This window comes from Candidatus Colwellia aromaticivorans (genome assembly GCF_003333305.1).
In the GTDB taxonomy this organism is placed as follows: Bacteria; Pseudomonadota; Gammaproteobacteria; order Enterobacterales; family Alteromonadaceae; genus Colwellia; species Colwellia aromaticivorans.
Genome location: NZ_QOLD01000069.1, coordinates 46,630 through 72,425, shown reverse-complemented (window position 1 = coordinate 72,425; position 25,796 = coordinate 46,630). Strand labels below are relative to the sequence as shown.

Sequence of the window (25,796 nt, the reverse complement as noted above, 5' to 3'; positions counted from 1 at the left end):
AGTTATTCGTGATATTATCTGCTGCAAGCGTGCTGGAGCTAACTTGTTTGCCTATTATACTATTGTCTCCCCACACTATTTTCACTATCAAGAGCATAGCTGATGTCACCTCGTCGCATTATTATTCGCAACCATAGCGCAGAGGCTAACCTATTTGCTCGCCGTACTTTTATTGCCTTTGTTGGTGTTTTATCACTGCTACTAATACTGTTTAGTAATATCTACTTATTACAAGTCGACTCTTTTGAAAAATACCAAACACGTTCAAATTCAAATCGTATAAAATTACTACCTGTAGCACCAAATCGTGGCTTAATTTACGATCGCAATGGCATTATTCTCGCGGATAATAAACCTGTTTACAGCCTAGCAGTAATCCCTGAAGAAGTTGATAGCCTAGAAGCTAACATCCAAGAAATAAGCAAACTACTTGATATTAGTGTAGACAGACAAGAAAAATTTTTTAAAGCGGCAAAAGGGAAGCGACGCTTCAAACAAATAGAGTTACTGCCCCGTTTAAGTGAACAACAAGTGGCACTGTTTTCAGTTAATCAACACAAGTTTCCCGGTATTTTTGTTGATGCTCGTTTAAAACGCTACTACCCCTTCAGTGAACTAACCACACATAATTTAGGTTATGTGGCTAGAATCAATCGAAAAGATGCCAATAAACTGAAGCAACAAGGTAAGTTTGAAAACTATGCTGCCACCCACGGCATAGGAAAATTGGGAATTGAAAAATATTATGAAGAACTTTTACATGGCACCATTGGCCATCAAGAAGTTGAGATAAATAACCAAGGTAGAATTATTCGCACCTTGAATTACACCCCTCCTGTACAGGGTAAAGACCTAACCTTAACCCTAGACATAGAACTGCAAATGATAGCTAAACGTGCATTATCAGGAAAACGCGGTGCGGTAGTAGCAATGAACCCACGAACCGGTGGCATTTTAGCCATGTACTCTAATCCCAGCTATGACGGTAATTTATTTGTACATGGTATCAGTAGTAAAAACTATAAAAAATTATTAAACTCCAAAGACTTACCGTTAATCAACCGCGCTGTGCAGGGCTATCCCCCCGCTTCTACAGTAAAACCTTTTTTAGCTTTAACCGGTTTAGAAGAACAAGTGATTACCGCAAGTACTAAAATTTGGGATCCCGGTTGGTATCAATTAGAGGGGTTACCTAATAAATATCGAGATTGGAAAAAATGGGGGCATGGCTGGGTAAATTTAACTAAAGCCATTGAACAATCCTGCAACATTTATTTTTTTGACTTAGCCTTTAAGCTTGGTATCACTAAAATTAGTACCATGATGGAGCGGTTTGGTTTTGGTGATTATACCGGTATTGATATTCATGAAGAAAGTAGAGCCATTATGCCCAGCGTTGCATGGAAACGCGACCGTTATAATAAATCTTGGTATACCGGTGAGACACTTTCTGTCGGTATTGGCCAAAGTTACTGGACCGTGACTCCATTGCAATTAACTCAAGCAATAACAACGTTAGTGAACCACGGAGAAAGAAAAGTACCGCATTTTTTAAAAGCCACTAAAGAGATAGCAAAAGATGAGGAAGGTGTTAGTCAAAGTACCTTAGAAGAGGTAATTTATGAAGAGCAAGCACCTTTAGTATTGAAACAAGAAAAACATTGGGATCTAGTGCTCGAGGCAATGCATAACACCGTTCAGAAATTTGGCGCTACCGCCCATGCTCCTTTTAAAGGCGCTAAGTATGACGCTGCTGGCAAAACGGGCTCAGCACAGGTTGCTCGTATCAAACAAAATGAAAAATACGATGCAGGTACAACTCAAGAAAATAAACGTGATAATGCGATGTTTATTGCATTTGCTCCCTATAAAAACCCTGAAATAGTGGTTGCAGTTGCAATAGAAAACGTTGCTAAGGGTGGTGGTGGCACTAATGCAGGCCCTGTTGCACGCCAAATTATGGATCAATATTTTGGCAACAGAGAGATTACTTCTAGCATGGATAGTTCTTCTAGCCAACTTAATGCTAAGACTCTGCAGCACATGCACCAATCACAACTAGCACAAACACAAGAGAGCGACTAATGCGCAGTAGTGGCCAAGATCAACAACAAGTACGTAGTATATGGCAAAAATTGCATATCGATTTACCCTTATTACTTGGCATACTGTCACTAATGGCACTCGGCTTATTTATTGTTTTTAGTGCCGGTGGCCAAAGCATTGATATAGTTTACCGCCAAGCTATTCGATTAGGCATAGCAATAGTGGTTATGCTAGCAATAGCCCAAATTCCGCCGTTGTCATATCAAAAATGGGCCGTACCTGTTTTTGTTTTAGGGTTATTAATGTTAGTGGCTGTATTACTTTTTGGCCATGTAGGTAAAGGCGCACAGCGATGGTTAGATTTAGGTTTTATGAAATTTCAGCCTTCGGAAATAATGAAACTAATAGTGCCGATAATGATTGCTTGGTTTATCAGCCAAGATAATTTACCTGTTAAAATATCCACCATCGTATGGGCATTTATCTTAGTATTAATTCCAACACTACTTATTGCCAAACAACCAGACTTAGGTACTTCGCTATTAATTGCTAGCTCAGGTATTTTTGTAATTTTTCTCGCTGGAGCTAGTTGGAAATTAATTGGTGTTTGCGTTGGGTTAGGCTCAGCATTCGCGCCGGTGTTATGGATGTTTTTGATGAAAGATTATCAAAGACAAAGAGTGATGACATTTTTAAACCCCGAGCAAGATCCACTTGGATCAGGATACCATATTATTCAGTCTAAAATAGCCATAGGCTCCGGTGGCGTTAATGGTAAAGGTTGGCTGCAAGGAACACAATCTCAGTTAGAATTTCTGCCTGAGCGTCATACTGACTTTATTTTTGCCGTTTTTAGTGAAGAGTTTGGTTTAATGGGTGTCGGTGTTTTACTTAGCGTATATCTATTTATAATAATGCGCGGCTTGTGGATTGCAGTCAATGCCCAAAACGCTTTTACCAAACTCTTAGCAGGTAGTATTACCCTAACTTTTTTCGTTTATGTATTTGTTAATATCGGCATGGTTTCAGGTTTATTACCTGTTGTTGGCGTGCCTTTACCCTTAGTGAGTTATGGTGGTACATCAATGGTGACATTACTCGCAGGATTTGGCATGCTAATGGCTATTAGTACTCACCGACGGTTTCATACTTAATGGTAAGTGGATATTTTGCTATTTTGTCTGACTTCTTTGTCGAACGTGCTCATTGACTAACGTCAACTCCACGCGTTCTCCTCAAAATCAAACAAACTAACCGCAATATTAACTACCATGAAATCGTATAATATTAAGAAACAATAATGAAAGCACTATACAAACTAAGCTTCTTTGCTCTGCTTACTCTACTTACTTCTTGCAGTACTGGTCGCTATCAACAGGCTAACGATAGCACGCCAACCAGATTACCCAACCAAGCAGAATTAAAGGACGCCACCCCACGAGCAGAAAATTATAGCCGTGGAGGTAACAAAAATTACAAAGTACGTGGTATTAACTACCAAGTATTGACGCATGCACAAAATTTTGAAGAAATAGGCACCGCCTCTTGGTACGGTCGAAAATTTCACGGCCATTTAACTTCAAATGGTGAAATTTATGATATGTATTCCATGAGCGCTGCCCATAAAAACTTACCCTTGCCTACCTATTTAAAAGTTACCAACCTAACCAACAATAAATCTGTCATCGTTCGGGTCAATGACCGTGGTCCTTTTCATCAAAAACGTATTATTGATTTATCTTATAGTGCCGCTTATAAGCTCGATATGTTAAAAACAGGTACTGCCCAAGTAAAAATCACTAGTATCACTAATTTCAATAAAACCACACCCCGCAAAAAGCCATTGGTTGTAAACATAAAAAAACCAGCAACCAATAGCCAATTAAACGTGCCAATAACAAAAAATTACATTCAAGTTTTTGCGACTAGCAAACTCGAATTAGCAAAAAAAACTGCTAAGTTTTTATCAAATAAATATTCACAAGCGGTTAATTATCCTAAAGAAAATAGCATATACCGAATTCAAATAGGTCCTGTTCTTGATGACGCAGTGATCAATAAACTATTGCGAGAACTAAAACAAGGAAGTTATCCAAACGCCTACTTAAGAAGCCTTTAACATTCCTGAAATTCATCCCTTGCGTTGGTTTGGGTATAATGACGGCATAGATAGAAAATAGTTTTTACAATTATCTCCAATTCCCCCATAGCCAAGCATGATATAGATGATATACTTTCTGTTAGTTTGTTAAAATTATACCAATTGAAGTAATAAATTGATTATTCAGCGAGAATTAAAAGGTGTAGAGGCAAGGCATTGATTGAAGAGAATGGTTATTCCCTTGTCAAAATCAATAACGCAGCATGTAGACCTTTTAAACTCGCCTTTAGGAGCTTGTCCGGAAAGTGATAACTTCACAAATTTGTTTGATATAGGACGACTATATACGCACAAATTTTACTTGTTCTAACTTCCCTGACACAGCTCTGAATTGACTAATTCATTATTTCATTTGGTATTACTGTTCCTATCCACCTCATTATTAAAAGTTATGTCTTTAAAATTATGCCTTTAAAATTAAAAAAATCTGCTCGTACATGGTTCAAATTTATCTCAAGAACCCTATTAGGTTCAACCTTAGCTTTTTCATCCATTAGTCATGCAATAACTATTATTCCGGATGCGCCACAAATTAATGCTAAAGGCTTTATTTTACTCGACTTTACCACAGGCAAGGTAATCGCAGAAGGTAATGCTGACATTCAATTAGCGCCAGCTAGCTTAACTAAAATGATGACGAGCTATATTATAGGTAAAGAATTAGAAAACGGTAATATATCAAATAGCGACAAGGTGATGATCAGCGAAAATGCTTGGGCAAAAAACTTTCCTGAATCATCAAAAATGTTTATTGAAGTAGGCACCGAAGTACCCGTGAATCTTTTAAATCAAGGTATTATTGTTGCCTCTGGTAATGATGCTTGTGTTGCCATGGCTGAACATATTGCTGGCAGTGAAAGCGCTTTTGCCGATTTAATGAATGCGCATGCCGAACAATTAGGCATGTCGAGTTCATTTTTTGAAAACAGCCACGGTTTAGACAGCTCTTCTCATATGACTACGCCACGTGATATGGCAACGTTAGCCAGTGCAATTATCCGTGATGTTCCGAATGAATATGCTATTTACAAGCAAAAATCATTTACCTATAACAAAATCAAACAATATAACCGAAATTCTTTGTTATGGGATAAAAGCTTAAATGTAGACGGCATGAAAACCGGCCACACTTCAAATGCGGGTTATAGCTTAGTAACCTCAGCAACTAAAGGTGACATGCGTTTAGTCACGGTAGTAATGGGTACTGATAGCGAGCGAGCTAGAAAGGTAGAAAGTAAAAAATTACTTAATTATGGTTTCCGTTTTTTTGAAACGATTACCCCTTATAAAGCGGGTGAAAAATTTGCGACTAATCGTATTTGGATGGGTGATAAAGAACAAGTGGATTTAGGTATTTTACTTGATACGCCGATTACTATTCCTCGCGGACAGCGTAAAAATCTAAAAGTGATCTTCGAATTAACTCAACAGCTTACAGCACCTATAGCAAAAGGGACTGTCGTAGGTAAATTATTCTTACAGCTTGAGGGTGAAGATATTGCGCAATACCCACTAGTAACTTTACAAGAAGTAAATGAAGGTAGCTTTTTCTCAAAAATATTTGATTATATCAAATTGTTTATTGCACAACTTTTTGAATAGAAACACCATTCAATTAAGTGACGCGTATTTAAAACTCGTCACTTCGTAACTTATCCCCGTGACCATTCAAAATACATGCTTGAGAGTGCTTGAATGATTACGGGTATATAACTCTATACATACTCTAGAATCAAACAGCATGCTGAATAACCAGCACCAAAAGAGCAAAGCACAGCTTTATCACCCGAATTCAAGCCATCATGATGCTTATGTAAAGCAATAATACAACCAGCAGAGCTTGTATTCGCATATTCATCTAAAATAATTGGTGCTTCACCCGCTATCGGAGATCTACCTAACACCTTCTTAGCAATAAAATTATTCATATTAATATTGGCTTGGTGTAAATAAAGACGCTTGATATCTTCAGGGACTAAATTAACTTTATTCATTTGACTGGTAATTAAATTAGATACCATAGGCAATACCTCTTTGAATACTTTACGGCCTTGCTGAATAAAATACTTATCAACATCATTAGCCGTTTCTTGGCTACATTGATTCATGTAACCAAAATTACTACGAATGTTATTAGAAAATTGCGTAATAGGTTGCTCGGCAATAATTTTAAAAACATCATCACCTGTTGCTGTTGATTCATCTTCAATAATTGAAGCCGTTGCAACATCACCAAAAATAAAGTGGCTATCTCTGTCACGGTAATTAATTTGTGGGGATAAAATTTCAGGGTTAATCACTAGTACTGTTTTTGCAGTACCACTGCGAATAGCATTAGCCGCATTGATAATTCCAAAGGTAGCAGCGGAGCAAGCAACTAGCATATCAAACCCCCAACCACCACAGCCTAGCGCTTGTTGTATTTCAATAGCCATTGCAGGATATGAACGCTGCGTATAAGCACAAGCAACGATAATTAGGTCTATATCAGCTGCCGTTTTATTCGCGGCAGCCATGGCTTGTTCAGCCGCAGCAACACCAATTTCAGCCTGCATAGATAAAGCGTCATTTGGTCGTTCAACAAAAGTTGGCTTCATTAAATCGACATTCAAAATATCGGCTTTTGACATCACAAAGCGACTTTTAATGCCTGACGCTTTTTCAATAAAAGCACTAGTTGAATGTGATAGTGCGGTCACTTCACCGTGAATAATAGCTTGCTCATTTTCACTATTGAACTTATCTCCATAGCTATTAAAACTAATAACTAACTCATCGTTTGAAATTTTTTCTGGCGGGGTAAATAACCCAGTCCCACTAATGACAATAGACATAAAAAGATCTCGACCAAAATTAGCAAAGGTATGACCACTAGTGTATTTTATTTACTACCGGTTGTCGATTAACGCTCAGCATTCCAACTAAAAAAATAGGAACCAAGAGACAAAAATATCGCACTCATCAGTAATAAACAGTTTACGTGATAACTTATATCAGCCAAGGTAGCTCCTTCAGTAATCACTTCTCTCGCACCTGCGACCAAATGCGTTAACGGCAAAAAGTCCGCAAATACTTTTAATGCTGGTGGTGCTCCCTCTAAACTAAACCACACGCCTGAAAGCATCATCATTGGCCATGATGTTACGTTTAATAACCCGCCAATTAATTCTTCACTTTTACTACGACTTGCCACTAATAAACCTAAACTGATTAAACAAAAAGCGCCTAGCATGCCAATGATAAATAAATCAAAATAACTACCTAACATAAAAAAATCAAACAGCAAGTTACAGCCGCTATACACAATAACGGACATAAACATAACAATAAACAAACGTGACAATAATTGGGCGGAAACAAACTCAAAAGCCGATAATGGTGTGGCTTTCAACCGTTTTAATACGGCATTTTTCCGATAGCGCACAATGACATAACCCACACCAAATAGGCAGCTGAACATCATATTCATGCCTAATATGCCCGGTAATACCCAATCAATATATCGAATTTTTTTACCGCGCGTTTGTCCACGCGTATAGCCCTCAAGCTTGTCACTAAATATTTTTTCTACCAAATAACTTTTAGCGGATTCATCATTGACCCAATAACGTTTACGGTGATGAGCAATGACTAAGTCTATGGTATGGCGACTAAGTTTACCTTTAGCAATTTCAATATCTTTATAGTTAATAAAGTCGATAAACCGGGTGTCTTTAAAAGGGTTTTGTATCGCTTCACCTTGGATTTTTTTTGTTTCTTCTATCCAACCAACTTTATATGCCGAGCGACCATCGCCAGAAAAGATAAACGAGAAACCAACTAATAACAACACAGGGAAAAACAAGTTCCAACTTAATGATGATTTATCACGGAAAAACTCAATATTACGCGCCTTAAAAACAGCAAAAAATCGTTTTATATTCATATATACTCAAACCACCTCAAATTGTAGAGTTCAGCGAGAATTAAAAGACTTAAAGGTAAGATATTGATTGTAGATAATGGCTATTCCCTTGTCAAAATCAATAACGCTACATATAAGTCTTTTAAACTCGTCCTTCGGAGGCAACTGAGCAAATAATGCTCGTCGTTGCATCTATTATTTAAGGACGCTACATGGACGTAGCTTATTAGAGAATGCAGGAGCACATTCTCCTGAATGACCATTAATAAAAAGATGCGCCTTGATCATGAATTGCTCAGTTGCCCTGAAACTACAGTTTGAAGTGGCTTGAGTATTCATTCTCTTAGGGAGTGCCCTGTTAAATGTAAAAACAAGTCATCAAGATTTGCTGATTTCACATGTAATCCTGCTAAAGACACTTTACTGTTCATTAATAAGGTTAACGTTTGTTCAACATTACTGGTGGTTATTTCAACTCGCCCAGCGATTTTTTGCCATTGATTTTGCTCAACTAAAATTGAGGGTACTTGCTCTGCTGGCAGATAAATAAAGACTTCACTAAAATGTTTATTAAGTAATTGATGAGGTGTTCCTGCTTCAATAATTTTACCTTGATCCATAATGACAATATCATCACAAAGTTGCTCTGCTTCATCCATATAATGGGTGGTTAAAATAATCGTTTTATTTTGTGCTTTAATGTTCTTAATCAATTGCCAAAAATTTCGCCTCGCATGAGGATCTAAACCTGTGGTAGGTTCATCTAAAAAAATAATTTCAGGATCATTTATTAATGCTAAGGCAAGTAATAACCGCTGTCTCTGCCCACCGGAAAGTAATCGATTATCTCGATTTAAAAAATCATTTAAATCGCAAAGCTCAATGATTTGTTCTTGTGCTAACGTGTGTTGATAAAATGATGAAAATAAGTTCAGGGTTTCTTTAACGGTTAAAAAATCTTGTAAGGCCGTATGTTGAAACTGAATACCTATTTGTTGTGAGATACTTTCATCAACTTTTTTCCCTTGGTACTCTTTACCTTTGTAGATGACCTGACCCGAAGTTGGCGAAATAATTCCTTCCATAATTTCTATTGTCGTCGTTTTACCTGCCCCATTTGGTCCTAATAAACCAAAGCAGTGGCCTTGCTCAACGTTAAAACTGATATTATTAACTGCAGTGACATCTTTATATTGTTTCGTTAATTCTTGAACACAAATAGCAACACTCATGCATTAATATCTCGATGAATTTATTCTTAACTTTATTGTACTGAACTCATACTAAATAACATTATATTTTTACAAATGATAACAATTATCATTTGTATTTGGGTGTTTTTTAGTTTATTTTATACTCATATAACCAAACTAATTAAAAATGTGATTCGTTTTTTACTAGTTTGGCTTTAAATAAAGTACAAAAAAGGAAGTAATTATGATGACACCTGTGTTCAATACCGAAACAACAGCCAGTAAAGTTCAAGTCGAACTATCTAGCCATGTTCTAAAGCAACTACTCAAATCAGGTTTACTGCACGGGGAAGACTGTAAATGTTTGAATGCCAGTGCGAAAAAGGTAATTTGGCAAGCACTATTAGCAACGAGTACTGACAATAAGGAAAATTATTTATGTGCCTAAAGTTATCATCTGAACTTGTACAACTAGAAGGCTGGTTAAACATATTAATAATAACGTATAAAGATCACCCCAGTTGTGGTTTAGCTAAAACTATTAATTATTATCTAAACCGGCTATTACATCATGATGACATTGGCTATGATGGTGAAAAACGCTGTGATTATTTATCGATGCAAAAATACTGGCGTTGGCAAGTTAACAGTTCCCTGTTAAACCACTCATAACACTTGCCTTTAAAAACTGCTCCAGCGCTTTTTTCCCGGTAAAATGATATTTACTACAAATATCGCTAACACTATGTTTTTGCATAATTCTACTAATCAAAACGCAGAGCACTTCATCATTAAGATGTTGATTACATAATTGCTGTTTTAGCCATAAATGCAGACTAAAAACACAACTAGAATATTGCCGATACCCGTGAGCAAACGCTTCAACATTAGCGTTATCAAGTGGTCTCAACGTTATTAAAGATGATTGCGGGCAATATTGTTGAATTAATGCCACTAAATTTGTCGCTAAGTGTTTATATTCTTCAACTAATAAATAATCAAACTGTCGGTAAAACTCAGTATTGATCGTGACAAGTACCTGCTCAGAATTCCCTGAAAGCGACTTTAATACTAATGCTGATTGCTCACCACTTGCTTTGTCCTTACTAAAACCAACTCGGCCTAACTTAAAGCCCGCAGTTAACCAAAAAGAAAGTAAAGGCTTGGTGGCGCCAAAACTCGATGCTAAAAAATCAGCACTTTGAGCTTTTGAAAATGTAGTTATTTCACTCAAAAACAATGAACCAATACCTTGATGCTGCACTTGCGGATGAACAGCGATCCTCATCACTCTTATATAATGATAGTCAAAAGCTTGCTCAACACCACATTGAGTTAGCAAAGATTGCGGAATAAAATTATTTCTTAACCGTCTTTTGGATTTACTAACGGCTTTAAATTCAGCCTCGGTAATACCCTGCCCATTGTATTTACCTTCATGCATCAATAAAGCGACCGCAATAACTTGTTGCTGCCCGTTATCGGCTGACATCAAACAAACAAGCTGAACCTGTTCATTGTCCAATAACATCTGTACATCACTCGGCTTAGTTTGATAATGCGCAGTCACCAGCACTGCAAAAACTTGCCTGAGCACGCTTTCATCGGCAACTAATTCTGCCGCGGTGAAATGTTTAAACTCAAATTGAGTATTTGGTATCGCTAAATTAGAATTTAGGCGTTGATTGCACACATTTGGTAATTCGGCGTTCAATAAGCATGCATCAAAAACTAATTGCTCTAGTGGATCACCCAATCGCCACCGAATGGGCTCATTTATATGTAAGCTACGCCAATGTGGAAATAATTTGCTTAAGGTTTGTTGAAATTTCAAGGTAAAACCGCGCCCTGCCCCTTCATAGCCATGAATCGTACTAGCAAAAACCAAGCGAGAGTGATCAAATAATAATTGTTCAAGCAAGTACACAGGAATAGCTGCCGCTTCATCAACTAAGACTAAACTAACCTTAGGTTGTAACTTAAGCAATTTATCAACAGCAACAAACTCAACAAAGCCATGAGGCGCTGTAAATTTATGAGCTTCTTGGTGACCTTGAGGTAAACTTATCGCTAACTGACTGAAAAATATTTGTACCGAATTTAACTCTGCAGCAGTGATAATAATATGCAGTTTATTATCATTTTTGGCTAATGCTAATAACTGAGCACAAGCAATAGCTAACGCTGATGATTTACCTCTCCCTCTGTCAGCGGTTAACACCAACGGTCGCTTACTTTTCCCTTTGATAACTTTAGTTATGGCTTCAACCGCACTCACTTGTTCTTGAGTAACACAACCATAAGTTAACGCTTGTGATCTAGAGGAACTTACCGAGTTTATTGCCCGTTTATCACTCACTTGGTTTATTAGCTTCAATGAAGGGAAAACAAGAGCCTCCTGCTCCAGTTTAACATGTTCAGAATAACCTTGAAGTAAAGAGAAAAAGCGTTTAAAGAAGTGACTATGTTTAAACAACGTCATGTCATTTATTACCAAAAACATTATACCGCCAGCAACAAGAGTGCCAGATAAGGCAGCAAAGGCATCCAGCGTCAATTGTGGCTCAATAAAAACAACAAAATCACTTTCAGTGCCAAGCCTATCTCGAAAACGTTGCGGTGAAACATTCGCTTTAATCAGCTCACTATCACCATAAATCAACCATGACTTTTCATCCATATTATTTATATCATGATTATAAGAATTAATTGTTTGCAATAAGGAATGTGCCCACTCATTCTCACCCACAAGCACAATTAAACGTCGTTCACTCAAGGCCTTTGCTTGTTGGTGAAAATGATCAAACCATTGAGAAAAGGTGGTATTTAGCATAGTAACTTCTGTCAAATAATTAGTGCTGTATATACCCATATTACCTTAATATTCGCTATACCAATAAAAGAAAGTATAAAGTTTTATTGAAAATATTTTATTACTTGCCTATGTTGGTATTTATTACTGGTATTTCTTCAAGAGTAAAGCTAATGGCAAATGACGATGATTTTTTAGATAACATTGAGGATAGTGAGGAAAACGAGGAAAACGAGGAAACTGCTGAACAAGGAATTGATATAGAGTCTCGTGAACTGGCCAACAAGCAGGCACTAGAGCAAGCACAAAGAAACTTACTCGCTAGAAAGCGCATAGATGATTTAATGGAGAAAAAAAGATTAAAAGACTTACTAGATGACTCAGATGACTGGTAATGTTATACCCATGCTACTTGAAGATACTAGTTTCAGGATGTCTGAGCGATTCATAATCAAGGCGCATTTTTTTATTAAGGGTTATTTATTCCCTTAAAAAGAAATACAACGCAGAGTATGATTTGCTCAGCCTTCCCCAAGGGCTGGTTTAGAAAAGCTTTATGCTACGTTATTGATTTCGACAATGGCGCTACATGGATGTAACTTATTAGATAATGCAGGAGCACATTATCCTGAACAACCATTCTCTTCAATAAATACCTTGCGTACATGGATGTAGGTACTTAGGTTCAGTCTGGAACTATGAACCTGTATCTAAAGGCGTTGCTAATTCCAGCTGAATCCTGAATCTTAAAGTGGCATGGGTATAGTGTAAATAAATCAATATTAGATTAGTTTTCTTTTATAAAAACCTGATAAAATCATAACCAGTATTAATCCTATGACTTTATTCTGAATTCACTTATGACTTTATTAGAAAAACTTCGATGCCTATTTACCTTTGGTCAAGGAGTCGCTTTACCTTTACCCGAAATTTCTTCTGATACAACTCCTTTAGCACTTTTTACGCAGTGGTTTAACGATGCTAACAAATCAGGGATTTTATTACCTGAAGCAATGTCCGTCAGCAGCTGTAGTGATGGCCAACCAAGCTCACGCATGGTGTTGCTAAAGCATTTCGATGAGCAAGGCTTTGTGTTTTTTACTAACTACGGTAGCCGAAAAAGTCATGAACTAGTAGAAAATAATAAGGTAGCATTATTATTTCATTGGAATGTATTACAACGACAGATACGCATAGAAGGTACGGTTGAAAAGGTAACACCGCAAGAATCAGCTGATTATTTTCATAGCCGTGATAGAGGGAGTCAAATTGGCGCTTGGGCTTCAAAGCAAAGCCAAAAGCTAACACACGATAATGAGCTAAAAGACCGCATGGCAAATTTTAATGATAAGTATGCGCAAGGTGAAGTACCGCATCCTGAGTTTTGGGGTGGCTGGCGTGTAAAGCCCACCTACATCGAATTTTGGCAAGGCCGCGCAAGTCGTTTACATGACAGAGTGTGTTTTGAGAAAAATGATGAAGCTTGGCAGAACTTTAAGCTTCATCCGTAATCATATTAAGCATTACTGCTCACTTATTCTGAGTGTGCAGCTCAACCAACTGTCCAACTTGCTCCCATCCACATGTCCTGACTTAATGATTCAGCAGAAGCGGTAGCACTCCAACAAAGCAAGACAATTAGCATAACAAATAAAAACAACGGTAGTTATAGTGAACCTCAGCCCTTAGGGCGAGGTTATTTAAAGTACTATAAGCCGCTAATCGCTGCTATCGCTATTGCCGTGTTATACATGATAGTGGTAGCGCTGGTCCATAAAGTTAAGTTATTCATGTACTCAGAATCAAGTGGTACCACAACAGTATCACCAGGCTTCATATTATCACCCGCATTACTTGCAAACCAATTACTATTGTCCATTAGCTTTATGCTGCCATTAGCTGCAATAATATAAACTCGTCCTTCATCGGCACGTTTTTTACTACCACCACTTTGTGCTAAGTAATCCTGTGCAGTTAAACTTTTATCATAAATATGAGAAGAAGTGACCTGTACTTGACCTATAACGTTCACTGAATTTTTTAAGGTAGGTACGTAAAGTGCATCACCACCTTCAAGTAAAATATCGTAATCATTATCTTTAACAACTTTTGGTAGGTTTATCACTAAGCGACCAACAGGTTTTAATTTAGTAAGATCGTTTAGCATCGTTTGAACATCACTATAAGATTGCGAATAATCACTATCTGATAAAGATTTAGATGCCATTTCAATACGTAAATCACCCGATAGTTTAATCAAGTTTTGTAACTCTAGCTCTTTTAGTTTAACCCGAGTAAATACCGAGCCTTCTTGATGAGCAAAAGGAGTAAAACCACCTGCTTTCGCGATTAAATCAGACAGGTTTTCACCACGACGAATGGTATATTTACCAGGAAAAACAAACTCGCCCCGTAATTCAATGACATGATTTTCACTCCACGCAGGAATTTTATGGATATTTAATCTATCTTTGCTTTGCAATAAAATATTATCGTTTTCTTCACCTTGTAACGCCGCTGTTAAATTTACTGAAATAGAACGTTTGCTTACAAATTGGCTATGTACTTGATTGCGAGTTATCTCTGCTCGCGCTAAATATGCAGACTCATTTAAACCACCTGCGGCAGCGATTAAATCATCTACTCGACCATTACGTACCAGAGGATAAACACCTGGGAATTTCACCGAGCCATCAATTTCAATTAGTTGAATAGGTTGTCCTGAACCGCCTTGGTTCTTCAACTTTTGAATGATAGGCATCAATAAACGTTGGCGAGAAAATAAAGTAAGTTCTTTTACATTAACTTTTTCTTCTATGTCGCCTCCTGAAATTTGTACAATAGATTGATTTGCCAGTTTGGTTGTTTTGTCTACTTCTATTTCAGCTATTTTATTTGGATGGTCATACTTTTGCCAAAACTGCTTGGTTTTAAATTTATCTTTAGCCAACTTTTGCTCTTTCTTAAAGAGCTCTTCTTGCGTGTATGCAAGCATATCAAGCGACAAACTACTTTCATACAATTGAGATACTCGAGAGAACACTAACAATTTATCATTTGCTTTTAATAAAAAATTATCTTCAGATTCTGGATTAGTGATGGCTTTAGCAAGACCGAATTGTAATACTTCAATGTTACGTGCTTGATCAATTTCTCGAATAATCAAACTATAATTTAAATCAGCATTATCTAATGTATGTGAATTAACATGAGGTAATAAGTCTGTAACTCTTTGTCCTTGCTGCCATTGATATTTTCCAGGGCGCGTTAATGCACCAATTAAGGTAATAGATTGTGAAAACATATCAGCAGCTTTCATTACTCGGATAAAATCACCGGCTTGCGCTTTTGATAACAATTGTTTGTCGTTAGTAAAATCGACATTAACAATACTGCGTAAATCATTTTGATTATAGCGTTCAATAAAGGTTGACTTTGCATAGGCACTTGGTAATAAACCACCCGCCATCGCTAATACACTAGCAAAATCATCTCCCGTTGCTAATTCATAAATAGCCGGGCGACGTACTTCGCCGTCAATAGAAACTACTTTACCTACAGGTGGAATAAAAACCACATCACCTGATTGTAATAACACATCGTTGCTAGAGTCACCTTGAATAAGTAAATCGTATAAGTCGAGTGTTTTGATCAACTTACCAGAACGCTTGAGTTGTATATTACGTAAGCTCCCAATATCACTAATGCCACCTGCGGCAAAAACAGCGTGGATAATACTGGATAAAGAACTTAGATTGTATGGCCCCGGTTTAAATGCAGCGCCTAAAACAAATACTCGCATTGAACGTAACGACGCCATGCCAATAACAACATCGACACCAAGAACTTTTTCTTTGATTTTTGCAATTAATAAACGTTTCATTTCAGAAAAAGACAAGCCAGCAACGGCAAAAGGTCCATGAGTTGGAAAAACAATTTGTCCTTCCCTATTTACCTCTAATTCGAGTTCATCACTTTCTTTACCAAATACTTGAATAGAAATTTTATCACCAGGAGCTACTATATAACCGGCAGGAATCGCAATATCCATGGTTGGCGAAAAGGTTTGAGGTGAATTAGCAAACACATCATAACCAAAAGGCTTTAATTCTTTCATTTGTCCTAAGCTTTCTATTTGCTTATCAGAACTTCTTTTTTGATCAACCTGGCTAGCGCGAGGGGTGATTTTAGTATTTACTATCGGTTGACTATCGATACCTGTCCCTGACAATTGTTTTGAAATATTCCCTATATCACCAATATTACTAATATCGAATCCCATACTTTTAGCTAGCGCTTTTTGCTGTGATGGAGACATCTTTTGAAACGCTGCTATCTGAGCTTTACTTACTTGTTGATAAGACATAGCTTGAGTTGAAAAAATCAATATTGAAAAAGCAACAAAATGAAATGTAAACTTAGTTACCACTTGAGTGAGTTTATTAAAGAATTTTTTAGTCATAATAATCATTAGCGCAAAGGTGTTCCTGTAATGCGGTTACCCTAAGCCTTTTTAACATGCACAAGCTTAGCGGAAATAAAGAAAATATTGAGCATTTATGCTCAAATTAACAACGCCGAAGTCTAACAGCATAGTAACAAGCAAACAATAGTATAATAGCAGTAACTATTCACTTACAGCCTTCCTTATATTGCCTTTGTCTACATGACGTTTCAGGCAACATTTTGTTATAATAAGCAGAAGCAATTATTTTCTGTAAGTACTTATACCCATGATATTTACCTTAATCTTGAACTATAAGCCTTAAGTGGGGCTTTTAGCATTGATATATAAGACTGCGTACAAGAGACTTAGAGAATAGCTGTCGCTCAGAAAACTGACCATATATTCTGAATAAAGCTAGTGCATATTCCATTGCTAAATTTATAAGATAGTTATAGACATACTCGTTAGTTAATAGGAAAAACTTCTCTACATATACTCATGATACTTCAAAATGTCTGTTTCAGGGCTACTGAGTAATTCATGTTCAAGGCGCATCTTTTTATTAATGGTTGTTCCCTTAACAAAAGGAGCAACGACGAGCATTATTTGCTCAGGCGTCCCCGCAGGGCGAGTTTTAAAGGCTTACATGCTGCGTTATTGATTTCGACAAGGGAACAACCATTCTCTTCAATCAATGCCTTGCCTCTAAGCCTTTTAATTCTCGCTGAAACGAGTATTTCGAGGTAACATGAGTATAAAACGAACTTGTTAATAGATTGTTATCTATTCAAATTTGCCTTTACGCTCAAGCACAGGTATAACTTTCGTCTGTTAATGGTTTTTAGCACTATTTCGTTATGAGCAAACATCTGTCAGCCATAATAAAAATCAATACAATATGGTGACTTTTTCGGGAATTTTTTATGTCAGTACAATCTACAGAAGACTTTTTTGGCCATCCTAGTGGCCTTAAAACACTTTTTTTTACCGAAATGTGGGAGCGCATGAGTTATTACGGCATGCGTATGTTACTTGTTTTATTTATGACGGCTACTCTACAAGAAGAAGGGTTAGGTTTAACCGTCGCCTCAGCAGCCGCAATTTATGGTCTATACACTGGTAGTGTATACTTTATGGGGCTACCAGGTGGTTGGATTGCTGATAGGTTAATTGGTGGACAAAAAGCCGTATGGTATGGCGGAATAATCATCATGATTGGCCATATAATTTTAGCAATACCTAGCGATTATTCATTTTTAATTGGATTAATCTTTGTCGTGTTAGGAACTGGCTTATTAAAACCCAATATTGGTGCCATGGTTGGTCAGTTATATTCTGATAAAGATATTCGTCGTGATAGTGGTTATGCCATTTATTATATGGGCATTAATATCGGTTCAGTGATCGGTTATGGTGCTTGTGGTTATTTAATGGAGAATCAAGGTTGGCATTGGGCATTTGGTGCGGCGGCTATAGGTATGGCTATCGGGTTAGTTCAATACAAAATCACCACGCCAAACCTTAATGGCATAGGCGCAAAGCCGGTTTATCCATTATCAAAAAAAGCACAAAAACTTAGCTGGACAATTATCTACGGCTTTTTAGCTACTGTAGTATTAGTAACTTACCTAATACTCCAAGATATGCTAACCATAGTACCTGTTACCATTGCTCAATATGTTGCTGTCGTATTTTCTGCTATTTTCGTTATTTACTATGCGACCATTTATTTCTTTAGTTCATTATCGGTTGTTGAAAAGAAAAAATTAGTCGCGTTATTAATTATTTGTGTCGCTTCCGCTTGTTTTTGGTCTGGGTTTGAACAGGCCGGTTCCTCAATGAATTTATTTACGCGCGATTATACCGATCGTATTGTGGGTTCATTTGAAATACCCACTGGCTGGTTTCAATCATTAAACTCATTCTTTATCGTATTATTATCCCCTTTCTTTGCCGCATTATGGATCAACTTAGGAAAAAAGCTTGTTAGTCCATCTTATGGAATAAAATGTGCTGTTGGTTTAATTATTATGGCAAGTGGCTTCATTGTTATGTTCTTTGCTGCACAACATGCAGCTTCTGGGATGAAAGTTGCCCCCTATTGGTTAGTAGCAACCTATTTTTTACATACCGTTGGTGAATTATGTTTAAGCCCTGTAGCATTAAGCGCTGTGAGCAAATTATCTCCTAAACGTTTTGCCGGGCAAATGATGGGCATTTTTGTTTTGACTTATTCTATTGGGAATATCATCTCAGGTTTATTAGCCGGTAATTATGATCCAAACAATGTGTCTCAAATACCTGCACTGTATATTCAAATTAGCTTATTTAGTATGGGTATTGGTTTGATTATTTTACTGCTAGGTTTTAAATCAAGGTTTTGGGAAAATTTATCAGAAGATGAAGAATCAACTAATATCCAAAATGCATCAACTAATAATGCTTAATTAGCACTTGATTAGCATTAGGTGGGTGTTTTCGACACATCCATCTTTATTTTTTTATTGAGCAAAAGAAATGACTAAGCCTTTATTATACTCATGATACTTCAAAATGTCTGTTTCAGGACTTCTGAGCAATTCATGATCAAGGCGCTTGTTTTTATTAATGGTTGTTCCCTTAACAAAAGGAGCAAAGACGAGCATTATTTGCTCAGGCGTCCCCGCAGGGCGAGTTTTAAAGGCTTACATGCTGCGTTATTGATTTCGACAAGGGAACAACCATTCTCTTCAATCAATGCCTTGCCTCTAAGCCTTTTAATTCTCGCTGAAACGAGTATTTCGAGGTAACATGAGTATAAACCCTACTGAACTCAACACTAGAACGTCAATTAGACAAATATTGCGTACCAAAAGAAAGGCACTTACCACAACATTCCAAAAAGAAGCCAGTGAATTACTGAAGCTGCGTTTAGTAAATCATCCGAAAGTTCAATCAGCAAAAACAATCGCCTTATATCTAGCTAATGATGGTGAGCTTGATCCTATGCCTTTTATTAAATGGTGTTGGCAACAAGGCAAACAAGTCTACTTACCGGTATTACACCCTTTTTGCTCCGGTCATTTACTCTTTTTATTATTTGAAAAGAACAGTTTTATGGTCCAGAATCAATATGGCATCAGTGAGCCGAAATTAGAGGTAACGAAGGTTTGCCCATTAGAACAACTTGATCTGTTATGTACACCACTGGTCGCTTTTGATCGCTCAGGTGCCAGATTAGGCATGGGCGGTGGCTTTTACGACAGAACATTAGTTAATTGGCAAACACATAAAATGTACCCTATTGGTATTGCTCATGATTGTCAGCAAATTGATGTAGTGCCAGTAGAATATTGGGATATACCTTTACCCGAAATTATTACGCCAACACAAAACCATCAGTTTCAAGTAGCGAGTAGCGAGGGTATTATTAACGCTCTTCGCCGTTCATAGCTGATAACTCGTTACTAAACTATTTGAACAATGTTATAATCTGCAATACTATCTACAAAACAGCTAAATCCCTACTAAGGCAGCGCCATGACTCAAGACGAGATGAAAAAAGCAGCAGCAATTAAAGCATTAGAATTTATTGAAAATGACACAATTGTCGGCGTAGGTACAGGCTCGACAGTAAATCATTTTATTGATGCCTTAGCGACAATCAAACACAAAATTGAAGGTGCGGTCTCTAGCTCTGAAGAATCAAGCAAACGCTTAAAATCCCATGGTATTGAAGTATTTGATCTAAACAATGTAGATGTTTTAGATGTTTATGTTGATGGTGCAGATGAAATAACTAAGCATATGAGCATGATCAAAGGTGGTGGAGCGGCACTAACCCGTGAAAAAATTGTCGCCGCAGTTGCCAATAAATTTATCTGTATTGCTGATGATTCTAAACAAGTTGAACTACTGGGTGGTTTCCCGTTACCTGTTGAAGTCATTCCTATGGCACGTAGTTATGTTGCCCGCGAGCTAGTTAAACTGGGTGGTGACCCTGAATATCGTCAAGGCGTAGTTACCGATAACGGTAATGTTATCCTCGATGTTCACAACTTATTAATTGTAGATCCTAAAAAATTAGAAGCCGATATTAACGCCATTGTTGGCGTAGTAACGAATGGTTTATTTGCGAAGCGAGGCGCTGATATATTGGTTTTAGGGACAGAGTCCGGTGTCCGCGTAATCAAATAACAATCAATATAATTAAACAATATAGACCTGTGTATACTCATCTAGCTAAGTGGCCTTTTTATTCATTTAGGCTAAATAAGTACTTTAGAGTCTATGCACTATATGCTATCTTATTTGCATTATAGATATCTAGCCATCTAAACGCATTTGTTTTTGCTAAAATATGGCTAAGATTAACGAATTCAAAAATATAAGTGTTAACTTAACGAGCGAAGCGACCCCTTATGACTACAAATAAAAATTCATTAGCAAAAGACAAGATTAAGATTTTATTACTTGAAGGTGTGCATCAACGTGCCCTTGAAGAGCTTACAGCAAAAGGATACTCGAATATTGAGTATCTTAAAACCTCACTTAATGAGTCCGATTTAATTGAAAAAATTGCCAGTGCACACTTTATTGGTATTCGCTCGCGTACTCAATTAAACGCTGAAGTATTAAGCCACGCAAAAAAATTAGTGGCTATTGGTTGTTTTTGTATTGGTACCAATCAAGTTGATACCGTCGCAGCACAAGAGTTAGGTATTCCTGTCTTTAATGCCCCGTTTTCAAATACTCGTTCAGTTGCAGAGTTAGTGTTAGGTGAAACCTTATTATTGCTACGCGGTATTCCTGAAAAAAGTGCTAAAGCACACCGTGGAGAATGGCTTAAATCAGCAGTAGGTTCATTCGAAGCTCGCGGCAAAACCTTAGGTATTATTGGTTACGGTCACATTGGTACACAGCTTGGTATTTTGGCTGAAACATTAGGGATGCGCGTACGTTTTTATGATATTGAAACAAAGCTACCTCTAGGCAATGCGAGTCAATCAGCATCATTGAATACTTTACTTGCCGAATCTGATGTAGTGAGCTTGCATGTACCAGAAACACCGCAAACACAATACATGATTGGTTCAGCTCAATTTGAGGCAATGAGATCCGGTGCTATATTTATTAATGCTTCTCGTGGAACCGTTGTAGACATTGATGCGTTAGCAGAAGCTTTAACTCAGAAAAAAATTGCTGGTGCTGCCATTGACGTATTCCCTGTTGAACCAAAAGGTAATGATGATGAGTTTTTATCACCATTACGTGGCTTTGATAATGTTATTTTAACACCGCATATTGGCGGTAGTACTAAAGAAGCCCAAGAAAATATTGGTTTGGAAGTAGCAAGTAAATTAGTAAAATATTCAGATAATGGTTCAAGTTTATCAGCCGTTAATTTTCCTGAAGTATCACTGCCTGAGCACATAAATGCTAGTCGATTATTACACATTCATCACAACCAGCCGGGTGTATTGACGAAAATTAACCAAGCGTTTGCTGAACACGGTGTTAACATCGCTGCTCAGTATTTACAAACTGATGATAAAATTGGTTATGTTGTTATTGATGTTGAATCTGCTGACAGTGCCCTAGCACTTAAAGCACTAAAAGCAATTGATGGTACTATCCGCGCAAGAATATTGCATTAATAGGTTAGTTATACCCAACCTATTAATCGTTATATATAAAAAAAGAGGTCGTTGATCTCTTTTTTTATTACTATTTACCCGTCATGTTAATTATAACTTTAGAACCACTGCACAATTTGTAAATACACGTGTGTTATATCTGAGCATCTTCTTGATTTTCAGGTAATGCTAGCTGAAAAGCTTTAAGCTTATTGCAATTATCAACCACTCGATTGATATAAGGATAGGCGCTCATATCAACATTAAAGCGATTTGCATTATATACTTGTACTACCAAACAAATATCAGCCACGGTTATTTGATCTTGAAAACAATAACAACCTGCACTTTGCGCTAATTGTTTTTCAATCGCATTAAAACCTATGATCATCCAATGCTCAACCCATGCTGCTTTAGCTTCATTTTCTATATTAAGATCTGTAGCCAAATATTGCTGAATACGTAAGTTATTTAATGGATGAATTTCACAAGCGATATCTATACCCAAATCACTTCAAAATGCGAGTTTCAGGACGCCTGAGCGGATCATGATCAAGGCACATCTTTTTATTAATGGTTGCTCCATTAAAAACAGATGTAACAATGAGCATGTTTTGCTCAGTTATCCCCGCAGGGCTGGTTTAGAAACGTTTTATGCTGCGTTATTGATTTTGAGAAGGACGCTACATGGATGTAGCTAATTAGAGAATGCAGGAGCATATTCTCCTGAAAAACCATTCTATTCAATCAATGTCTTGCCTAAAAACGTTTCTAATTCCAGCTGAATCCTGCATTTTGAAGTATCATGAGTATAAGATGTAAAGCAATACGTACTCTGTAAGCCGCAGTTGAACGCCAATAACCGTAAAGTTTCATATTACTCGCCTAAAGTAAGGCAATATTGTCATTATTTAAACTTTTATATTCAACCATTGTCTGTCTTATGACACCAAAAATACTGTCGCCAATTTCATCAAACATTTCAATACGCACGTTATCACCAAAGTTCATAAATTCTGTTTTTGATTTACCACCAGCAATTATTTCTCACATCAGTTTTTCAGCTATACCGCTTGAACCTTAAGAACGATCATAGTTTGAAATAGTACCAGAGCCAACAATACAGCCCGCAGATAATGGGCGTGTTCTTGCTGCATGGGCAACAATAGTTGGAAAATAAAACGTCATATTTACACCACAACTTGGTTGACCGAACAAATCATTATTTAGGTGGGCAGTCAGTGGTAAATATAATTTATCGCCATCCCACGCTTGCCCTAATTAATCAACAGTAATGGCAACTGGAGAAAAAGCACTAGATGGCTTTGAGCCAAAAAGGCCAAAACTTTTCGCTAATTCACCGGGAACTAAGTTACGTAATGACACATCATTGAGTAACATTAATAATTTTATATGTTGTGCGGCTTGCTTTACAGATGCCCCCATAGGCACATAATCAGTGATAACTGCAACTTCTGAGTCAAAATCAATACCAACGCTTTCACAAGCAACTTTTATTTTGTCGCGTGACCATCTGCCCACTGATAGGCTCTAGGCAATGGTGACTCACATTGCGCCAGCTAAAAAGCAATAGTATTGTTAATTTCGCCCTTGTTAAGTGCGTTATAAACAATTTCTAGCTTAGGTGAAATATCGTGCCAATTATCTAATCCATCTTGTAATGTTAGAACAATATCAGCCTCAACTACCGCTTTATCCAGTGTTAAATTAACAACGACTAATTGAACATCACGCATATTATTTTTAAGAGTAGCTAACTTCATAAGTGACCTTTTGTTAAACCTTTCAAATTATGTTACTAATTCTACGGGTTTAGCTTAAAGCCTCAAACAATCAGAAAAGGGGAGGATTTAATAGTGGAAAAAATTCTTTATATGAATTTTTTCCACCGATAAAGAATAGTAAAAAGTGAGTTTTCTATAAGCTGTTGGTTCAGGTTAAAGAAAAATTGTGGGGTTTACCTCAGGCAATCAATTCTTTTGACGTATTTATTCAGTCATACAGAAACAAGGATGTACTGAGTCTAAATTTTAATTGTTTTCTTATTGATATCATACTCTCGCAATTTGTTCGCAATAGCGGTATGGCTTAAGCCAAGTTTTTTAGCTAATTGTCTAGTGCTTGGATAGGCAGGATAAAGCTTACGTAACAAATCAGCCTCAAAGTTTTTAACAGCCGCATCTAAAGTACCTTCAAACTCTTGCTCTAAATAACCATGTTCACGGGTATAAGCAGGAAGCTGTAAGTGTTCAATTTCAATTTCAGTCCCTTCAAGCAATGAAGCAGATCTTGTTAATACATTTTCTAATTGTCTGACATTACCTGGCCACGGATAATGTTCAATAAACTCACTGCACTCAGGCGTTAGTTTTAGATTTGATCTGCCAATTTGCTGTCCTGCATGAACAATAAAAAACTCGGTCAATGGTAAAATATCACTTCGGCGCTCTCTTAGTGGTGGAATATTCAAACCAAACACATTCAAGCGATAATAGAGATCTTCTCTAAATTGGCCAAGAGAAACTAAGTTAAGTAAGTCTTTGTTTGTTGAGCTAATAATACGTACATTTACCGTCACTTCTTGCTCTGAATCAACTCGTCTAAAGCTGCCATTTTGAATGACACGCAAAAGTTTACTTTGCAATTTAGTCGACATTTCGCCCACTTCATCAAGAAAAACACTTCCGCCATCAGCAAGCTCAAAAATACCTCGTTTACTTTCTTCATGGTCTTTTTCACCCACACCAAATAATTCTGATTCAGCAACATCGTCAGGTAAAGCAGCGCAATTAAGCGTCATAAAGGGTTGCTCTGCTCGTTCACTCGCAGCATGACATGCGCGAGCGAGGAGTTCTTTGCCTGTACCCGTTTCACCAATAATTAAAATAGACGCATCAAGTTGCGACATACGTTTAGCTTCACGAATAACTTTACGCATACCGCTACTACTGGCTTGTATACCTGAGAAAGCATTTTCGTTTGGCTCTTTAAAAGCATTTATTTGTTGACCAAGTCGTGCTTCAGACTTAAGAATAAGTACCGCTCCCGCCAAAACCTGATTATTATCACCGACAATTTCGTCAATCTCATTGATAACATTAATAGGCATAATATCTGCGACAAAGTCTTCTCCTTGGAATTTTAAACGACGAGTTTGAGCAAATACATCAACATTATCTAACCAACGGGTAAAGTTAAAACCTTTAAGCCATTGACTAATATGCTGGCCTTTAACGGTATCTTCATTACACCCCATAATTGACGACGCGATATTATTCACAATGCGAATATTGCCTTTAACATCAAGAGAAATAAAGGGATCAGGAAAGGTTTTAATTAAAGTAACCAATTCATTACGCTCACGTTCAGAAGGCATGTAAGGCGCGGTTCTTACATCTGCAACACCTTCCAACAAACGTAATTGAGGCATAAAAGTTTGTATTTCTGAGAATTCTAAATCGGGAATATTAATGAAAATTCTGCCGGGCTGTTTAAATTCAATACCGCGAACATTGATACTGTGTTCAACAAAAATAGCTAATATTTTTTGCCCCATACCAACACGATCATGACAAGTAATTTCCAAACGCATGCAAG

The 25,796-nt window shown here is 37.1% G+C and carries 19 protein-coding genes and 1 pseudogene; 12 read left to right on the top strand and 8 right to left on the bottom strand.

Annotated elements, in window-relative coordinates; genetic code table 11:
• Window positions 1-102: 102 nt before the first annotated feature.
• The 4 genes from mrdA to DWA31_RS10780 all read left to right on the top strand — a co-directional run bounded on the left by mrdA (window position 103) and on the right by DWA31_RS10780 (window position 5,809).
• Window positions 103-2,085, top strand: a complete 1,983-nt coding sequence (mrdA, locus tag DWA31_RS10795; RefSeq protein ID WP_114326592.1) for a penicillin-binding protein 2 — start codon at window positions 103-105, stop codon at window positions 2,083-2,085.
• Window positions 2,085-3,200 carry a rod shape-determining protein RodA gene (rodA, locus tag DWA31_RS10790; protein WP_114326591.1) on the top strand — a complete coding sequence of 372 codons (1,116 nt, stop codon included), beginning with the start codon at window positions 2,085-2,087 and terminating at the stop codon, window positions 3,198-3,200. The genes mrdA and rodA overlap by 1 nt, the downstream gene beginning before the upstream one ends.
• 146 nt (window positions 3,201-3,346) lie before the next feature.
• Complete coding sequence (locus tag DWA31_RS10785; protein WP_114326590.1) at window positions 3,347-4,165, top strand: septal ring lytic transglycosylase RlpA family protein; 819 nt, start codon at window positions 3,347-3,349, stop codon at window positions 4,163-4,165.
• 447 nt (window positions 4,166-4,612) lie between these two features.
• Window positions 4,613-5,809, top strand: coding sequence for a serine hydrolase (locus DWA31_RS10780; RefSeq protein ID WP_114326589.1), 1,197 nt, complete (start codon window positions 4,613-4,615; stop codon window positions 5,807-5,809).
• 113 nt (window positions 5,810-5,922) lie between these two features.
• Here the strand turns inward: DWA31_RS10780 and DWA31_RS10775 are convergent, their stop codons facing one another.
• The 3 genes from DWA31_RS10775 to DWA31_RS10765 all read right to left on the bottom strand — a co-directional run bounded on the left by DWA31_RS10775 (window position 5,923) and on the right by DWA31_RS10765 (window position 9,343).
• Window positions 5,923-7,041 (bottom strand): beta-ketoacyl-ACP synthase III, encoded by a 1,119-nt coding sequence (locus tag DWA31_RS10775; protein ID WP_114326588.1) that lies wholly within the window; start codon window positions 7,039-7,041, stop codon window positions 5,923-5,925.
• 68 nt (window positions 7,042-7,109) lie between these two features.
• A complete protein-coding gene (locus DWA31_RS10770; RefSeq protein ID WP_114326587.1) occupies window positions 7,110-8,132 on the bottom strand; it encodes an ABC transporter permease in 1,023 nt (340 codons plus the stop codon).
• 314 nt (window positions 8,133-8,446) lie between these two features.
• A complete protein-coding gene (locus DWA31_RS10765) occupies window positions 8,447-9,343 on the bottom strand; it encodes an ABC transporter ATP-binding protein (protein WP_114326586.1) in 897 nt (298 codons plus the stop codon).
• A gap of 205 nt (window positions 9,344-9,548) precedes the next feature.
• Here DWA31_RS10765 and DWA31_RS10760 point away from each other — a divergent pair, with 205 nt between their 5' ends.
• Both DWA31_RS10760 and DWA31_RS10755 read left to right on the top strand, forming a co-directional pair.
• Complete coding sequence (locus DWA31_RS10760; protein WP_245942586.1) at window positions 9,549-9,752, top strand: hypothetical protein; 204 nt, start codon at window positions 9,549-9,551, stop codon at window positions 9,750-9,752.
• A complete protein-coding gene (locus DWA31_RS10755) occupies window positions 9,743-9,976 on the top strand; it encodes a hypothetical protein (RefSeq protein WP_114326585.1) in 234 nt (77 codons plus the stop codon). Before DWA31_RS10760 ends, DWA31_RS10755 begins: the two co-directional genes overlap by 10 nt.
• Here DWA31_RS10755 and DWA31_RS10750 read toward each other — a convergent pair.
• The gene (locus DWA31_RS10750) at window positions 9,948-12,137 is read right to left on the bottom strand and encodes a tRNA(Met) cytidine acetyltransferase TmcA (RefSeq protein WP_114326605.1); all 2,190 of its coding nucleotides are present in this window, start codon (window positions 12,135-12,137) and stop codon (window positions 9,948-9,950) included. The two genes, DWA31_RS10755 and DWA31_RS10750, sit on opposite strands and share 29 nt — an antisense overlap.
• A gap of 86 nt (window positions 12,138-12,223) precedes the next feature.
• On the opposite strand from DWA31_RS10750, the gene DWA31_RS10745 reads away from it, so the two are divergent.
• Window positions 12,224-12,511, top strand: coding sequence for a DUF4349 domain-containing protein (locus DWA31_RS10745; RefSeq protein WP_245942585.1), 288 nt, complete (start codon window positions 12,224-12,226; stop codon window positions 12,509-12,511).
• A 465-nt stretch (window positions 12,512-12,976) separates the two neighbouring features.
• Window positions 12,977-13,627 carry a pyridoxamine 5'-phosphate oxidase gene (pdxH, locus tag DWA31_RS10740; RefSeq protein ID WP_114326583.1) on the top strand — a complete coding sequence of 217 codons (651 nt, stop codon included), beginning with the start codon at window positions 12,977-12,979 and terminating at the stop codon, window positions 13,625-13,627.
• Window positions 13,628-13,824: 197 nt separating this feature from the next.
• Here pdxH and DWA31_RS10735 read toward each other — a convergent pair whose 3' ends face one another.
• Complete coding sequence (locus DWA31_RS10735; protein ID WP_114326604.1) at window positions 13,825-16,578, bottom strand: SLBB domain-containing protein; 2,754 nt, start codon at window positions 16,576-16,578, stop codon at window positions 13,825-13,827.
• 908 nt (window positions 16,579-17,486) lie between these two features.
• On the opposite strand from DWA31_RS10735, the gene DWA31_RS10730 reads away from it, so the two are divergent.
• The 4 genes from DWA31_RS10730 (at window position 17,487) to serA (ending at window position 22,199) form a co-directional block, all read left to right on the top strand.
• A complete protein-coding gene (locus tag DWA31_RS10730) occupies window positions 17,487-19,010 on the top strand; it encodes a peptide MFS transporter (protein ID WP_114326582.1) in 1,524 nt (507 codons plus the stop codon).
• Window positions 19,011-19,353: 343 nt separating this feature from the next.
• Window positions 19,354-19,995, top strand: coding sequence for a 5-formyltetrahydrofolate cyclo-ligase (locus tag DWA31_RS10725; protein ID WP_114326581.1), 642 nt, complete (start codon window positions 19,354-19,356; stop codon window positions 19,993-19,995).
• Window positions 19,996-20,082: 87 nt separating this feature from the next.
• Window positions 20,083-20,739, top strand: coding sequence for a ribose-5-phosphate isomerase RpiA (gene rpiA, locus DWA31_RS10720; protein WP_114326580.1), 657 nt, complete (start codon window positions 20,083-20,085; stop codon window positions 20,737-20,739).
• A gap of 224 nt (window positions 20,740-20,963) precedes the next feature.
• The gene (serA, locus tag DWA31_RS10715) at window positions 20,964-22,199 is read left to right on the top strand and encodes a phosphoglycerate dehydrogenase (RefSeq protein ID WP_114326579.1); all 1,236 of its coding nucleotides are present in this window, start codon (window positions 20,964-20,966) and stop codon (window positions 22,197-22,199) included.
• A gap of 133 nt (window positions 22,200-22,332) precedes the next feature.
• On the opposite strand, the gene DWA31_RS10710 is transcribed toward serA, so the two are convergent.
• From DWA31_RS10710 to tyrR, 3 genes and pseudogenes are all read right to left on the bottom strand, one after another.
• Entirely contained in the window at window positions 22,333-22,686 is a 354-nt protein-coding gene (locus DWA31_RS10710) for a glutathione S-transferase family protein (protein WP_114326578.1), read from the bottom strand.
• Between the two features lie 377 nt (window positions 22,687-23,063).
• Window positions 23,064-23,962: pseudogene (locus DWA31_RS10695) on the bottom strand (fumarylacetoacetate hydrolase family protein).
• Window positions 23,963-24,222: 260 nt separating this feature from the next.
• Window positions 24,223-25,791, bottom strand: coding sequence for a transcriptional regulator TyrR (gene tyrR / locus DWA31_RS10690; protein ID WP_114326576.1), 1,569 nt, complete (start codon window positions 25,789-25,791; stop codon window positions 24,223-24,225).
• Window positions 25,792-25,796: the final 5 nt, after the last annotated feature.

Bases quoted from the DNA above. Each gene is read 5' to 3' on its own strand.
- mrdA (WP_114326592.1), top strand. From the start codon at position 103: ATGTCACCTCGTCGCATTATTATTCGCAACCATAGCGCAGAGGCTAAC.
- rodA (WP_114326591.1), top strand. From the start codon at position 2,085: ATGCGCAGTAGTGGCCAAGATCAACAACAAGTACGTAGTATATGGCAA.
- DWA31_RS10785 (WP_114326590.1), top strand. From the start codon at position 3,347: ATGAAAGCACTATACAAACTAAGCTTCTTTGCTCTGCTTACTCTACTT.
- DWA31_RS10780 (WP_114326589.1), top strand. From the start codon at position 4,613: ATGCCTTTAAAATTAAAAAAATCTGCTCGTACATGGTTCAAATTTATC.
- DWA31_RS10775 (WP_114326588.1), bottom strand. From the start codon at position 7,041: ATGTCTATTGTCATTAGTGGGACTGGGTTATTTACCCCGCCAGAAAAA.
- DWA31_RS10770 (WP_114326587.1), bottom strand. From the start codon at position 8,132: ATGAATATAAAACGATTTTTTGCTGTTTTTAAGGCGCGTAATATTGAG.
- DWA31_RS10765 (WP_114326586.1), bottom strand. From the start codon at position 9,343: ATGAGTGTTGCTATTTGTGTTCAAGAATTAACGAAACAATATAAAGAT.
- DWA31_RS10760 (WP_245942586.1), top strand. From the start codon at position 9,549: ATGATGACACCTGTGTTCAATACCGAAACAACAGCCAGTAAAGTTCAA.
- DWA31_RS10755 (WP_114326585.1), top strand. From the start codon at position 9,743: ATGTGCCTAAAGTTATCATCTGAACTTGTACAACTAGAAGGCTGGTTA.
- DWA31_RS10750 (WP_114326605.1), bottom strand. From the start codon at position 12,137: ATGCTAAATACCACCTTTTCTCAATGGTTTGATCATTTTCACCAACAA.
- pdxH (WP_114326583.1), top strand. From the start codon at position 12,977: ATGACTTTATTAGAAAAACTTCGATGCCTATTTACCTTTGGTCAAGGA.
- DWA31_RS10735 (WP_114326604.1), bottom strand. From the start codon at position 16,578: ATGACTAAAAAATTCTTTAATAAACTCACTCAAGTGGTAACTAAGTTT.
- DWA31_RS10730 (WP_114326582.1), top strand. From the start codon at position 17,487: ATGTCAGTACAATCTACAGAAGACTTTTTTGGCCATCCTAGTGGCCTT.
- DWA31_RS10725 (WP_114326581.1), top strand. From the start codon at position 19,354: ATGAGTATAAACCCTACTGAACTCAACACTAGAACGTCAATTAGACAA.
- rpiA (WP_114326580.1), top strand. From the start codon at position 20,083: ATGACTCAAGACGAGATGAAAAAAGCAGCAGCAATTAAAGCATTAGAA.
- serA (WP_114326579.1), top strand. From the start codon at position 20,964: ATGACTACAAATAAAAATTCATTAGCAAAAGACAAGATTAAGATTTTA.
- tyrR (WP_114326576.1), bottom strand. From the start codon at position 25,791: ATGCGTTTGGAAATTACTTGTCATGATCGTGTTGGTATGGGGCAAAAA.